The organism is Mycobacterium sp. OTB74, assembly GCF_029892685.1.
Lineage (GTDB): Bacteria > Actinomycetota > Actinomycetes > Mycobacteriales > Mycobacteriaceae > Mycobacterium.
Window position 1 is genome coordinate 72,823 of the sequence record NZ_JARXVD010000017.1, and the last position, 14,078, is coordinate 86,900.

Genomic DNA, 14,078 nt, shown 5'->3' on the forward strand with positions numbered 1-14,078 from the left:
TACTTACATTGGGTAACGAAAATCTTTATCACGCCATTCAACCGGGTTTCACTCCGCTATAACGGGCGTCGTCTGCCTGGTCCAGTGGTTGTCGGATCACGACGGGCGACCGGACGTCCGTTCCACATCGAACGGAGTTGATCACGATGAAACCCGCAAGGGTGATGGCTGGCTTCGCGATAGCCGGTGGTCTCTGCGCCGGCACACTGGGCGTTGGCGCCGGAGCCGCCAGCGCCTCACCCAGCTCCACGACCGGGCCGATCCCGGCCGACTGGGGCTGGGGCGGCGGTCATGGCGGCGGTGGACACGGAGGCGGCTGGGGTGGCGATTGGGGCCACAGGGGCGGTTGGGACCATGGCGGCGGTTGGGACCACGATCGCGGTTGGGACCGCGGTGGTTGGGGTGGACCTCCCCCGCCGCCGATCTGGGCACCCTGGATCCCACCGCCTTGGTAGGTCAGCTGCCGACATAGTCGGCCAGGTACTCGCCGGTAAGAGTCGCACGACCGGCAACCAGGTCCGACGGCGTGCCTTCGAACACCACTTGGCCGCCGTCGTGGCCCGCCCCTGGGCCAAGGTCGATGATCCAGTCCGCATGTGCCATCACAGCCTGGTGGTGCTCGATGACGATGACCGACTTTCCACCGTCCACAATCCGGTCCAACAGGGCCAGTAGCTGCTGCACGTCGGCAAGGTGAAGGCCGGTGGTCGGTTCGTCGAGCACGTAGATATCGCCCTTCTCCCCCATCTGGGCGGCCAGCTTGAGCCGTTGTCGCTCGCCACCGGACAGGGTGGTCAGCGGCTGCCCTAGGGCCAGGTACCCGAGTCCGACATCCGCCATCTGCGCCGCAATCTTCTGTGCGGCAGGTATTTTCGCTTCACCGTCGGCAAAGAACGGCTCCGCTTCGGTCACCGGCATGGCCAGCACATCGGCGATGTTCGCCCCACCGAGCGTGTATTCGAGCACCGAGGCGCCGAATCGGCGGCCCTCGCACTCGGTACAACGTGATTCCACCGTGGCCAGCATGCCCAGGTCCGTGTAGGTGACTCCGGCACCGTTGCACGCCGGGCAGGCGCCTTCAGAATTCGAGCTGAACAGTGCGGGTTTGACATTGTTCGCCTTCGCGAAGGCCTTTCGGATGTGGTCCAGCAGTCCGGTGTAGGTTGCCGGATTGCTGCGCCGGGAACCCCGGATCGGCGCTTGATCAATGGTGACGACGCCGTCGAGCCCGGCGACCGACCCTGAGATCAGCGAACTCTTGCCAGAGCCGGCCACACCCGTGATGACCGCCAGCACGCCCAGCGGGATGTCTACGTCGACGGTCTGTAGATTGTTGGTATCGGCACCCCGAATATCCAAGGTGCCCTTGGCATTTCGCACTGAATCCTTCAGGGCAGCGCGGTCGTCCAGATGGTTGCCGGTGACGGTACCGCTGCCGCGCAATTTGTCGACGCTGCCTTCGAACACCACCTGACCGCCTGCCGCCCCGGCAGCCGGACCCAGGTCGACGACATGGTCGGCAATCGTGATCACCTCGGGCTTGTGCTCGACCACCAGCACCGTGTTGCCCTTGTCCCGCAACTGAATCAGCAGGTCGTTCATCCGGGCGATATCGTGCGGGTGCAGCCCGATGGTCGGCTCGTCGAAGACGTACGTAACGTCGGTGAGAGCCGATCCCAGATGGCGAATCATCTTGACCCGCTGGGCTTCTCCTCCGGACAGCGTCCCGGCGGGCCGGGTCAGCGAAAGGTAGCCCAGGCCGATCCGGACGAACGAATCCAGGGTGTGCCGCAGCGCCCGCAGCAGCGGTGCGGTTCCGTGGTCTTCGATTCCGGACACCCATTCGGCCAGGTCGGTGATCTGCATGGCGCAGACTTCGGCAATGTTGAGGCCCTTGATCTTTGACGAGAGAGCCAGCTCGGACAGCCGCGTTCCGCCGCACTCCGGGCAGGTGGTGAACGTCACCGCTCGCTCCACGAACGCGCGGATATGCGGCTGCATCGCCTCGACGTCCTTGCTCAGGAACGACTTCTTGATCTGCGGGATCAACCCCAAGAAGGTGAGGTTGACCCCGTCGACCTTGATCTTGGTGGCTTCTTTGTAGAGCAGCGCGTCGAGTTCCCTCTTGGTGAACCGGTGGATCGGCTTGTCCGGGTCAAAGAAGCCGCAGCCGTTGAAGATTCGGCCGTACCAGCCATCCATGCTGAAGCCAGGAATGGTCAGCGCGCCCTCGTTGATCGACTTGCTGTCGTCGTACAGGGCCGTCAGGTCGATGTCGTTGACCGCACCACGGCCCTCGCAGCGCAAGCACATGCCGCCGACGACGTTGAATTCGCGGCGCTCCTTGACGGTCCGCCCGGCACGTTCCATGGTGACCGCTCCGGCCCCGCTGATGGATGCGACGTTGAATGAGAATGCCTGCGCCGAGCCGATATTGGGCTCACCCAGCTGGCTGAACAGGATTCGCAGCATGGCGCCGGCGTCGGTGGCGGTACCAACGGTGGAGCGTGGGTCTGCGCCCATTCGCTCCTGGTCGACGATGATCGCGGTCGTCAGCCCTTCCAGCACGTCCACGTCAGGCCGAGCCTGCGACGGCATGAAGCCCTGGACGAACGCGCTGTAGGTCTCGTTGATCAGCCGCTGCGATTCGGCCGCGATGGTGTCGAACACCAACGAGCTCTTGCCCGACCCGGATACCCCGGTGAACACCGTGAGGCGTCGTTTCGGGATGTCGACGCTGACGTCCTTGAGGTTGTTCTCTCGCGCGCCGTGCACGCGGATCAGGTCGTGACTGTCAGCGGGGTGCTGCCTGTTCGCCATAGTGGTGAGCTCCGTCCGATCGGGCTGGGGTTCACCTCACACGCTAGTCACGCAGTGACGCGCCGTGCTTCTCGATTCCTGATCGAACTGCGCTCAGCCCCCCTTGCCGAGCTGTATCGCCTTAACTACCAGCAGAATCGCACCAATCACCAGGTAAGAGCGCAACCCGATCATGCCCAGGCGGGTCGTCGGATTCCAGGTGACCGGCTCCAGCAGTGCCAGCGGCGGCATCCGCCAGGTGCTGCGATCCAGGTCGTCGATGTTCTTCAGCACGGGCGCCGGTTGGCCTTTGGTCATGACGCGCAGCGCTGCGAACGCGAGAACCCCTGCTACGGCGATACCGATGGCGAGGTACTCCGTCACCTTCACCACGTCGATGTCCGGGAACAGCGTGGTGGCCATCAAAATGCCAGACAGCATCAGCAGCACCGCCACGATGAACCCTGCAACCCAGTTCAGCCAGGGGCGATTCACCCACGGCCCCAACACTTCCCGGTCGTTGCACAGCAGTAACAGAAAGACGCTGGCGCTGGGCAGCAGCAGGCCGGCCAAGGCCTGCACCGCGGTGGTGATCAGGCCCAGCGGCGCGCCCGGGATCAGCACGATGGCCGCGGCCAGCACGATCATGGAGCAGTACGACACGTAGAACTGCTTGGCGTCCTTGAACCCGCGGTGCAGCGAGTGCTTCATGCCGAACACGTCACCAAAGGCGTAACTGGTGGCCAGCGTGACGGCCGCGGCGCCGACGATCGCGGCGTCCAGCAACACGATCGCGAAGATGTTGCCCAGCGCGCGACTGTTCTGCCCCAGCAAGTCCGCAACGGTCCCAGCGTCTTTGAAAGCGCCGACGGTCCCGGTCGAGGTGGCGGCCCAGTCGCCGACCATCACCAGCGCCGCGGCGCCGATGACCACGACGAAGGCCCCGAGGACGGTATCGACGCGCTCGTAGCCGATGAACCGCGGCGTGATGCGCTTGTCGACGATGTTGGACTGCTGGAAGAACAGCTGCCAGGGCGCCACTGTGGTACCCACGATCGCGATGATCAGCAGCACTGCGTCCGAACTGATGCCACCGGAAATACTCGGTACCACAAACGATTTCGCCGCCTCACCCCAGCGCGGGTGGGACATGAACAACATCGGGATCTGCAGCAGGGTGATCGCGATGAACACGAACATCGCCCGCTCCCAACGCTGGAAGCTGCCGGTGGCCATGATCGCCACCAGCGCCACCGCCGCGGTGGGCACCACGATGTACCGGGAGATCCCGAAATGGTCTGCGGCCAAGGCTATTCCGATGAACTCGGTGACGATGGTCAAGAAGTTCAGCAGGAACAGGTCACCGACCGAGAACCAGCCCCAACCGCGACCGAACCGCTCGTTGATCAGCCGGGCGTGCCCGACGCCGGTGACCGCGCCCAGCCGAACGACCATCTCCTGGTTGACGATCAGCACTGGGATCAGCAGTAGCAAGGTCCACAGCAGGCTGTAGCCGTAGTTCTGTCCGGCCTGCACATAGGTGGCCACGCCGCCGGCGTCGTTGTCGCCGACCATGACGATGATGCCGGGGCCGAGGATTGCGGCCAGGGTCAGCAGCCGGGTCTTCAGCGTCGAGCCGGTGTCCGGATCGCTGACACTGATCTTGCCGAAGGCACCCTCGATGTCGCCGAGGTGCGCCGAATCGAGCACTGCGCTCTCCCGCTTGCGCGGCGGCGACGGCTCCGAAGCCGTTGGCTGAGAAGGTGATTCGGGTGCAGTCACGGCCGAGTACCACTCGAGTGAGCCGCGTCGGTGGCGCCGATGTCACGGATGGGCCGCGGTGCGGGCTCGCGGCGCCGCCAGTCCTCGGGGATGAGCGCCTCAAGGATGTCGTCATAGGTCACCACGCCCAGCAGCCGGTCCTCGTCGTCGACGACGGGCACGGTAGCCAGGTTGAAATCGGACATCAGCAGTGCGACGTCGGTCAGGTCCGCTTCCGGGGCGACCCGCACCGGATCGGTATCCATGAGATCGGTGATCACCGTCGATACCGGCTCGGCCTGCAGTAGGCGGATCACCGAAACGACGCCCAGCAGTTGATTGTCAGAGTTGACCACTTGCATCTTCAGCAGCACCTCAGGCTGCAGTGTGCGCGCCCCGGCGACCACCCCGAGCGCGTCACTCGCGGTGGCATCAGGCCCACACGTGGCCACGTCGATGTTCATCAAGCCACCGGCCGAATCCCGGTTGAAACCCATCAGGGTGATCACCTTGGTGCGCTGACCGGCCGGCAGCAGGTCGAGCACCTTGCGGCGGCGCGCCTGACGGAGGTCGAACACCGCGTCGGCAGCGTCGTCCGCGCGCATCCGGCCCAGCACGGCGGCGACATCGCCGTCCTCCATGTCATCGAACAGTTGGCTTGCCTTCTCCGGATCCAGCTCCTCGAAAACGTCGGCCTCCAACTCGGGATTCTCCCGGACGCGCTCGAGAATCTCGTCTTCCTCGGCCTCGTTGGCATCTTCCAACAGGTCGGCGATCTGGGCCGGCTTCAAGGTGTGCACCCGGCCAGACACCCGCCGTACCAGCATGGATTTGTCATGGCCGATCAGCGGCTCGAATGCCCGCCAGTCGCGGCTGGCGTGGCCGCCCGCCGACTTGATCAAGCCGAACAAGCGCGACGGCTTGCGCGTGTCCAGGCTGGCCAGAATCCAGCCGTCGGCGGTGGCCTCCAGTTCCAGATCGTAAGCATGCACCAGTTCGGCATTCGGCACGTCGATGAACCGGTGATCGAGTATGTCCGCCTTGAGCAGGTACTCGCCGTCGCGACGGCCGAATGCCCGCAGATCGACTTTGTTCTTGGTCAATTCGACCCGCTCGGTGCCCAATTTCCGGACGTTCTCCGCGGGCACGAACACCTGGCGCCCGCCGACCCCCACGACCAGTCCGGTCACCAGCGGGTAGCTGTCGGAGCCACGCAACCGGACGATGACGTCGTCGACCTTGCCCACGGCTTCGCCCGAACGCGAGACCACCGGGGCCTTCAGCAACTCCGAGAAATGCAGCCGCGGGCCGCTCGTCCCGGCATCATCGTCGGGCCTATTCGTGTCAGGCATCGCGACTCCTTCGGATCGTTTGTTTGCGCCGTGCGGCGCAGCCGGGACTGACCGGGGACAGAACTACGGGCCAAACGTGAACATGGAGTAAAGAACTAGGGGCTTAATGGATTTCGGGAACCGTGTAGTTACCTGTGAGAACGTGTTGGTCTCAGGTACTGCCCCGGGATTCCGGTGCGGATCGATCATCGGTACGACCCCCGAATCAACATGAAACGCGGCGAGCGCACCGCGCTGCCGCCGGCATCAGTACACCCGAAATCGGCAAAACAATCAAACGTTTGCACACGTATCAGAGCTTGATGCCCGTCGCGCCCAACCGACAACGACAAAGGCCGCAGCACCGACCCACCACGGTCGGCCCTACGGCCCCTGCCCGAAACCGAATTACCGGCCGAAACCGGCGTCCCGGAGCGCTTGTGCCATCGACCCGGACGGCGCAGACGACTCCCGCCGCCCGCTGTTGCCACCCCGCTGCTGCTGACCACCGTCGCGTCCACGACCCTGATTCCCGTCGCGGCGCCCCTGATTGCCCGTGTCGCTACGGGCACCGCCGTCGCCGCGTCCGCCCGCCGAACGGTCCGGGCGCGCACCCCGCTCGCGCTGCGGGTCGTCGGTGAGGCGCAGGCTCAGGCCGATGCGCTGACGTTCGACGTCAACCTCGAGCACCTTGACCCGGACCACCTGCCCGGACTTGACCACCTCGTGCGGGTCGGAGACGAACCGGTCGGCCATGGCCGAGACGTGCACCAGCCCGTCCTGATGCACGCCGACGTCGACGAACGCACCGAACGCAGCCACGTTGGTCACCACGCCTTCCAGCACCATGCCGACCTTGAGGTCGGATACCTTCTCGACGCCCGCGGCGAAGGTCGCGGTGGAAAACGCCGGGCGCGGATCGCGGCCGGGCTTCTCCAGCTCGCCCAGGATGTCGGTGACGGTCGGGATGCCGAAGCGATCGTCGGCGAAATCGGCCGGTTTCAGCGAGCGGAGCTTGCGCTCGTCGCCGATCAACTCGGCCAGGGTGACGCTCGAGCGGTCCAGGATTCGGCGCACTACCGGGTAAGCCTCCGGGTGCACGCCCGAGGCATCCAGCGGGTCCTCCCCATCGCGGATTCGCAGGAACCCGGCGCACTGTTCAAAAGCCTTGGGGCCCAAGCGTGGAACATCCAGGAGGCCGGTGCGGCTGCGGAACGGACCGGTCTTGTCGCGGTAGGAGACGATCGATTCGGCCAGCGACTCGGTCACCCCGGACACCTTGGCAAGCAACGGCACCGATGCCGTATTCAGGTCCACCCCAACAGCATTCACCGCATCTTCGACCACCGCGTCGAGGCTGCGGGCCAGGGTGCCGGGTGTGATGTCGTGCTGATACTGCCCCACCCCGATGGACTTCGGCTCGATCTTGACCAGCTCAGCCAGCGGGTCCTGCAACCGGCGGGCGATCGAGACCGCGCCGCGCAGAGTGACGTCGAGTTCGGGTAGTTCGTGCGCGGCATAGGCCGACGCCGAGTACACCGACGCCCCGGCCTCACTGACCATCGCCTTGGTCGGCACTTTGGCGCCGGCGCCCCGCATGTCCGCGATCAATTCGGTCGCCAGCGCATCGGTTTCGCGCGACGCGGTGCCGTTACCGATGGCGACCAGCTCGACGTTGTGGCGCGCGATGAGCGCCGCCAGCGTCGCCTTGGCGTCATTCCACTTGTTCTGCGGCTGATGCGGGTAGATGGCGCAGGTGTCCACCACCTTGCCGGTGCCGTCGACCACCGCGACCTTGACGCCGGTGCGAAAACCGGGATCCAGGCCCAGGGTGGCCCGCGTGCCGGCCGGCGCCGCGAGCAACAAGTCCTTGAGGTTCTTTGCGAACACCGCGACGGCGTCCTCTTCAGCACGCTGGCGCAGCCGCATTCGGGCATCGACGGACGCCGAGAACATCAGCTTCGTACGCCAGGCCCAGGCGACGGTGGCGGCCAGCCACGGGGTCGCCGCGCCACCGGCGGCCAGGTTGATGCCGAGGGAGCGGGCGATCATGGCCTGGTACATCTCCTCCTCGCCGCCGTCGAAATTCAGCGAGAGCGCTTCCTCCTTCTCGCCGCGCAGCACGGCCAGCACCCGGTGCGAAGGCATGTCCTCAAGCGGCTCGGAGTATTCGAAATAGTCGCGGAACTTCTGCGCCGCGGGGCTTTTGGCTGCGTCCTCGGACCACGGCTTGGTTTGTAACGAACCGTCATTCCAGAACTTCTCGCGCACCGCACCAACCAGTTCGGCGTCTTCGGAGGCCCGCTCGACCACGATGTGCCGCGCCCCCTCCAACGCCGCGGCGGCATCGGCGACTGCTTCACCGAGGAACTCTGCCGCCACCTCTTCGGGGTTCAGCGACGGGTCCGCGAGCAGCCGGTCGGCCAGCGGCTCCAATCCGGCCTCGCGGGCGATCTGCGCCTTGGTACGACGCTTGGGCTTGTAGGGCAGATAGATGTCTTCGACCCGGGCCTTGGTATCCGCGGCCAGCAGTGCGGATTTCAGATCCTCGGTCAGCTTGCCCTGTTCCTCGATCGAGGCGAGCACCGCGTCGCGCCGCTGGTCCAGCTCGCGCAGATACCGCAACCGCTCTTCGAGAGTACGCAGTTGACCGTCATCGAGGCTGCCGGTGACCTCCTTGCGGTACCTCGCGATGAACGGCACCGTGGCGCCCTCGTCCAGCAGCCGTACGGCGGCGTCGATCTGCCCCTCCGCGACGGCAAGTTCTGCTGCCAGGCGGGCATTCACGGATTTGATGACAGACGTGGCGCTCGAATTCACGGGCTGGACCCTACCCAATCCTGCCGACAGGCCTTGTTCAACACTCGGGTGCAATAACACCGCATTGCCCGTACCTGCGACACAATCGAGGTCGGCGAGTAGGTTTGCGTCATGCTCGGTCACCACATGCCTCCGCGACGGCCACGACGCGTCGCCTAACCACATCATGATCCCTGACGTCGTCACCCTGTGGATGGTCATCTCGCTGACCCATCTGTTGTTCGGGATGCTGCATCTCCTTGTCTCGGTGGGCAAGCGCCGCAATTCTGCGGTGCTCCTGTGGAGTGCCGGAAACATCAGCGGCTTCGTCGGCGCCGGGTTGATCAGCGCGCGCGGCTTTTTGCCGGACACCATGTCGATCACGGTGGCCAGCGGCATGGTGGCAGCGGCATGGGGATTGATGTGGTCCGGGCAGCGCGCGTTCGACCGGCTACCCATCCATTGGCCGGCCCTGGTCGCGGGCCCAACCTTCCTGTGGGCGGTGTTCGCCCTTCCCCTGCCGTTTTCGCCGGCGAATCCGGCAACCCGGGTCTCCCTGGTCGGACTGGTGCTCGCCGGGTACTTCATTTTGAGTGTGATCGACGCCATCAAAGCCGGGCGCACGGAACGACTGGTCTCGCGGCGACTTCTGATGGGCGTCTACATCATCGCGACGTCGGCGACCATCACCCACATCATCGGTGTGCATCTACATGGCGTTGCAGGACAGGATGTCGAGTCGATGCCGTTCGCCGCGATTTCGGTTCTGATCTTCACCTTCTCGGTCATCGCGATCAACCTCTGCCTGTCGCTGATGGGCTGGGAACGGCTGGAGGACCAACTCGCCGACGCCGCCATGCTCGATTCGCTCACCGGAACGCTCAATCGCGTCGGCTTCATGATTCAGGCTCAGCGACTGGCTGAAGATTGCGTTGCGCGCCAGCTCCGATGTTCGATCATCGTGATGGACCTCGACGAGTTCAAAGCCACCAATGATCTGTTCGGTCACGATGCCGGCGATCGGCTGCTGGCTGAATTCGCCTTGGTTGCACGGTCGAATCTGCGCGGCGGCGATCTGCTGGCCAGAGTCGGCGGTGAGGAGTTCTGCGCCGCGCTGCCCGGCGCAGACGAGTTACAGGCCGCGGTGATCGCCGACCGGTTGCGGGTCGCGTACTCCACCTCGAAATTCACCCATCACGATGCCGTACTCACCGGCACCGTGAGCATCGGTGTCGCTCAGATCGGGCACAAGGCCGGGCTGCGCTCGGCCATCCACCGGGCGGACGTAGCTATGTACGAAGCCAAAAGTCGCGGCCGGGACCGAGTCATCCGGGCGTCGGTCGCCGGTGGATTACCGCTGCCCGACGAATCACTAATCGAGTCACCGGCCGAGAAGGAACCGCCCGCCGAGTCACCGGGCGATGAGGACTCACCCATCGAGTCGCCTATCGATGAGGACTCACCCATCGAGTCGCCCATCGCCGGCGAAACATCCTGAGCAGCACCCCGGTTCTTGTTGCAGCATCACCGCACTGACCGAGATCGCTTGCTGCTGAGCCACATCCACAATTGCGCGGCCGAATGGAACCCGCCGCCCACCGAGTAGTACGTCTGCTCACACAGCACGGTGCCGTCGGCTGCAGTTGCGGTCAACATCATGGCGTTGAGGTGCTGTTCCAGAACCTGCTGCGGATGAAGCACCATGTCACCTTCGGTCAGGACCACAGTAACGTTGCCGCACAACCGGATTCGCCCGTTAGCCCAAATCTGGTCCAGCCGGCTTCCATCTCGGCGGTCTCGATGGTCTCGGGCGCGCAGCCCTCGAGTCCGAGCAGCATCGCCGACATGGTGCCATGCCCGGCCCCGGTGACGGCCAGCGACCCGTACAGGTCCACCTGGACGTCGACGACCTGGTCAGCGCCGCCGGTCGCCAACTCCGTGCTGAACCGGTGCGCAGCCCGCATCGGGCCGACGGTGTGCGAGCTGGACGGCCCGATACCGGCGGAGAACAGATCGAAGACGCTTATCGCCACGACATCTCCGGGTAGAGCGGATGATTGTCTGCCATGCTAAGCCTCCCGAAAGCGCCGCCGGGATGGCTGAATCGCGGCGGCGTGCGCCGCTAAGCGTCCAGTGCCTGCACCGTGCCGGGTCCGATCAGAACTGGCCGCAGTTCGGTGTCGTGGGTTCGCCGTTGAACCGGGCGGCAATCCACTGCATCGCCGGTTCACCGTCGACCAGCATCGGCAACGCGTGGTTGATCACCAACTTGTTCAAGAACGGCGGCTCTTCGTTGGTGCGGAATTCCACGTCGGCGCCCTTGTCGCACCAGTCCCGGCCGAGCTGGTTGGCCGCAGTCCACGGCACCAGCGGGTCGTAGCGGTTGCTGTTGATCAGCACCGGCCCATTGGGCTTGTACTTCCCCAGCTTCTGCATCTCGAACAGCGTTTTGAACGGTTCTTCGTTGACCAGTTGGCCGATGTCCTCGGTGAAATACGGCTGCAAATGACGGAACATGAAGTCGACGATGGTCTGTCCGACGCATTGGCGCGACACACTTTCCAACATGTCCTTGCCCCGCTGGGTGAGCTTGGAACGGATCAAATCGGCGAATTCCGGATAGGCGTAAATCTCGCCGTTGAGCGCGTACCCCACCACGCCGACCAGGGCACTGCCATCGGTGTACGGGAACAGCTCTTTCAGGTCGGCCACCGGAGCGCCGGCGTAGGTGCCGACGACGTGTAGGTCGGGTGCGTAGGACTGCGCCAACTCAGCCGCCGACGCGGCCGCGCCGCCGCCCTGGGAGTAGCCCCAAAAGGCAACCGGCCCATTGGGATCCAAGGACGTGCCGGGAAGCTTCTTGGCCGCGCGGGCGGCATCGAGCACTGCGGCGGCCTCGGCGACCCGGTTGACGTACGTGTGCATACCGGGGGTACCCAGCCCCTCGTAGTCGGTCATCACCACTGCGAAGCCGCGGGCCACCATGGTGGCAATGAAGGCCTCTTCGTAATTCACCATGATGTCCCAGCCACCCGAATAGTGGATGCCCTGGTTGAACTGGCGCGAGGGCGCGCACTGGTTGCCTTGGCCTTGAGTACCGACGGCGTAACTGATCAGCGGTCGCGGGCCCTTGCCCGGCCAGTCGTTATATGGCTCGAAGTAGGTTCCAGTGACTGCAACCGTATTTCCGCGAGCATCGGTGCTGCGGTACATGATTCGCGTCCCGGTGGCCATGATCGCCCCGAGTTGACCGGACGGCTCGAGCACCAACCGGGTCGGTTCGGTCCGGATCAGATCGCCGGGCTTGCCCGGAGGCAGCGGATCGGGTGGCAAATAGAAAGCGGCGTACTGCGCTTCATCGCCGTCGGCGCTCGCCGTGCCCACCCCGGAAAACAACGCGCCGACCAGCAACAAGACGGCCATAACACCCCCATAACAATCCACGAACCGGACAGTAACAAGCTGATTCTCATTTATGAAATTTGGATACTTGGTGTTGAGAGCCATGTTCTCGTCGTTGACCCGGGTGATTTCGCTGTCTCGACGCTCTGAATTTGCCGGGCTGCCACGCACGTCTTTGTGGCCACACTGTCAACACGCAGAAGGTGACAGACTGGCCGCATGCCGCAGGGCTCACCGAATCCGCGTGCTGTGGTGATCGTCGTGTTCGACGGGGTCAAGCTGCTCGATGTCGCGGGTCCGGCCGAAGTTTTCGCCGAAGCCAACCGTTTCGGCGCCAACTACGAACTGCACTTCGCCTCGATCAACGGCCGTGCGGTCAGCACGTCGATCGGCACCGGTTTCGACGCCACGCAGCGCATCGACGCCATCGATGCGGCGGACACTGTCGTGGTGGCCGGCGGGGACTGTTTGGTGGGTCAACCGATCGACCCTGAACTGGTGGCCGCGCTGACGGCTATCCCCGGCCGCACCCGGCGTCTGGCGTCGGTCTGCACCGGCGCATTCGTTCTGGCCCAGGCCGGTCTGTTGAACGGCCGTCGGGCCACCACGCATTGGCGACACGCCCGCCTGCTGGGCCGAGCGTTTCCGCAGATCACGGTCGAGCCCGATGCGATCTTCGTCCGGGACGCAGACGTACTGACCTCGGCCGGGGTGACCGCCGGGATCGATCTGGCGCTGTCTCTGGTCGAGGAGGATTACGGCGCGGAACTGGTCCGCAACGTGGCGCGCTCGCTGGTGGTGTACCTCAAGCGGGCCGGTGGCCAGTCGCAGTTCTCCACCTCGGTGGAGGCGGGTCTGCCGCCCCAGTCGGCGCTACGGGCCGTGACCGATGCCATCTCGGCCGACCCCGCGGCCAGCCACAGTGTGAAAGAGCTTGCTGCACAAGCAGCTTTGAGTACCCGCCAATTGACGCGGTTGTTCCAGTCCGAGCTCGGCACCACGCCGGCCCGTTACGTCGAGATGGTCCGGATCGATACGGCCCGAGCCGAATTGGATGCCGGGCGCTCGGTATCCGCGAGCGCACGTCTGGCCGGTTTCGGCAGCACCGAAACCCTGCGGCGGGCGTTTGTCGCGAACCTCGGGGTGTCGCCCAGCGCATATCGGGACAGATTCCGCACGACATCACACACCCCTGTTGACGATTAGCGGCGAATTTTGCGCTGTCGCACTGATTTACTGGCAAACGTTCCTTTTGACCAGGAGATGAGTAGAGATGGACGACGAGACGCTGCCAACCAGTGGCGAGACGCAGCAGCCCGACGAGACCGCGGATAGTGCGCCACTTATCGTCGCTCGCGGGCTGAGCGTCGCCGGCGAACACGGACCACTCTTCTCTGACGTCGACCTAGACATCACGCCGGGTTTTCACGCCATCCAGATGCCCGGCGGTCCGGCTCAACATACGTTTCTGCTGACCCTGGCCGGTCGACTCAAGCCCACCAGTGGCACCGTCACCGTCAACGGCGACTCCGGCCCACGTGCAATCCGGCGGCACTGCGCCATCGCTGCCTTTTCCGAAATCGACGATCTGGAGGAGATGGTCACGGTGCGGACCGTGCTCTCCGAACAGCGGCGTTGGCTGGCACCGTGGTTCTCTCTGGTACCCGAGGAGGCCGGCACCACCGAAATGGAGGCGGTGTTCGGCGACGACCCCGCACCATCGCCCGGGACCTTCATCATCGAGTTGTCCGATTTGGAGCTGTTCCTGCTGCGGATCACCCTGGCGCTCATGTCCGACCGGCCGATCCTGGTGGTCGGCGATCTGGAGCAGGTACGTGACAACGAGCGACGCGCGGCCGCTGTCCAGCGCCTGGGCGCGCTGGCCGAACAGCGGACCATCGTTGTCGGGGTGACCAATCCGCTCGGAGATGACGCACCCCACCACATACTCCATGACCGCCGCGTCCTGACCGGAAAGGACTGACG

General features: G+C 64.8%; 11 protein-coding genes. 4 read left to right on the forward strand and 7 right to left on the reverse strand.

The features are described 5' to 3' along the window. Positions 1-146 precede the first annotated feature (146 nt). A complete protein-coding gene (locus M2432_RS20935; RefSeq protein WP_280828747.1) occupies positions 147-455 on the forward strand; it encodes a hypothetical protein in 309 nt (102 codons plus the stop codon). Position 456: 1 nt separating this feature from the next. Here M2432_RS20935 and M2432_RS20940 read toward each other — a convergent pair whose 3' ends face one another. From M2432_RS20940 to M2432_RS20955, 4 genes are all read right to left on the reverse strand, one after another. Then, positions 457-2,820: an excinuclease ABC subunit UvrA gene (locus M2432_RS20940; RefSeq protein ID WP_280828748.1), complete on the reverse strand. Its 2,364-nt coding sequence runs from the start codon at positions 2,818-2,820 to the stop codon at positions 457-459. Positions 2,821-2,913: 93 nt separating this feature from the next. Then, the gene (locus tag M2432_RS20945; RefSeq protein ID WP_280828820.1) at positions 2,914-4,509 is read right to left on the reverse strand and encodes an Nramp family divalent metal transporter; all 1,596 of its coding nucleotides are present in this window, start codon (positions 4,507-4,509) and stop codon (positions 2,914-2,916) included. 68 nt (positions 4,510-4,577) lie between these two features. Then, the gene (locus M2432_RS20950; protein WP_280828749.1) at positions 4,578-5,912 is read right to left on the reverse strand and encodes a CBS domain-containing protein; all 1,335 of its coding nucleotides are present in this window, start codon (positions 5,910-5,912) and stop codon (positions 4,578-4,580) included. 387 nt (positions 5,913-6,299) lie between these two features. Next, complete coding sequence (locus tag M2432_RS20955) at positions 6,300-8,687, reverse strand: Tex family protein (RefSeq protein ID WP_280828821.1); 2,388 nt, start codon at positions 8,685-8,687, stop codon at positions 6,300-6,302. 190 nt (positions 8,688-8,877) lie between these two features. Here M2432_RS20955 and M2432_RS20960 point away from each other — a divergent pair, with 190 nt between their 5' ends. After that, the gene (locus tag M2432_RS20960) at positions 8,878-10,188 is read left to right on the forward strand and encodes a GGDEF domain-containing protein (RefSeq protein WP_280828750.1); all 1,311 of its coding nucleotides are present in this window, start codon (positions 8,878-8,880) and stop codon (positions 10,186-10,188) included. 26 nt (positions 10,189-10,214) lie between these two features. On the opposite strand, the gene M2432_RS27980 is transcribed toward M2432_RS20960, so the two are convergent. From M2432_RS27980 to M2432_RS20970, 3 genes are all read right to left on the reverse strand, one after another. Then, positions 10,215-10,433 carry a serine dehydratase beta chain gene (locus tag M2432_RS27980; protein WP_348536326.1) on the reverse strand — a complete coding sequence of 73 codons (219 nt, stop codon included), beginning with the start codon at positions 10,431-10,433 and terminating at the stop codon, positions 10,215-10,217. After that, entirely contained in the window at positions 10,406-10,723 is a 318-nt protein-coding gene (locus tag M2432_RS20965; RefSeq protein WP_348536327.1) for a serine dehydratase beta chain, read from the reverse strand. The genes M2432_RS27980 and M2432_RS20965 overlap by 28 nt, the downstream gene beginning before the upstream one ends. A 124-nt stretch (positions 10,724-10,847) precedes the next feature. Next, positions 10,848-12,113, reverse strand: coding sequence for a lipase family protein (locus tag M2432_RS20970; protein WP_280828751.1), 1,266 nt, complete (start codon positions 12,111-12,113; stop codon positions 10,848-10,850). A gap of 198 nt (positions 12,114-12,311) precedes the next feature. Between M2432_RS20970 and M2432_RS20975 the strand changes: the two genes are divergently transcribed. Further along, the gene (locus M2432_RS20975) at positions 12,312-13,298 is read left to right on the forward strand and encodes a DJ-1/PfpI family protein (RefSeq protein WP_280828752.1); all 987 of its coding nucleotides are present in this window, start codon (positions 12,312-12,314) and stop codon (positions 13,296-13,298) included. 67 nt (positions 13,299-13,365) lie between these two features. Then, the gene (locus M2432_RS20980) at positions 13,366-14,076 is read left to right on the forward strand and encodes a hypothetical protein (protein WP_280828753.1); all 711 of its coding nucleotides are present in this window, start codon (positions 13,366-13,368) and stop codon (positions 14,074-14,076) included. Positions 14,077-14,078: the final 2 nt, after the last annotated feature.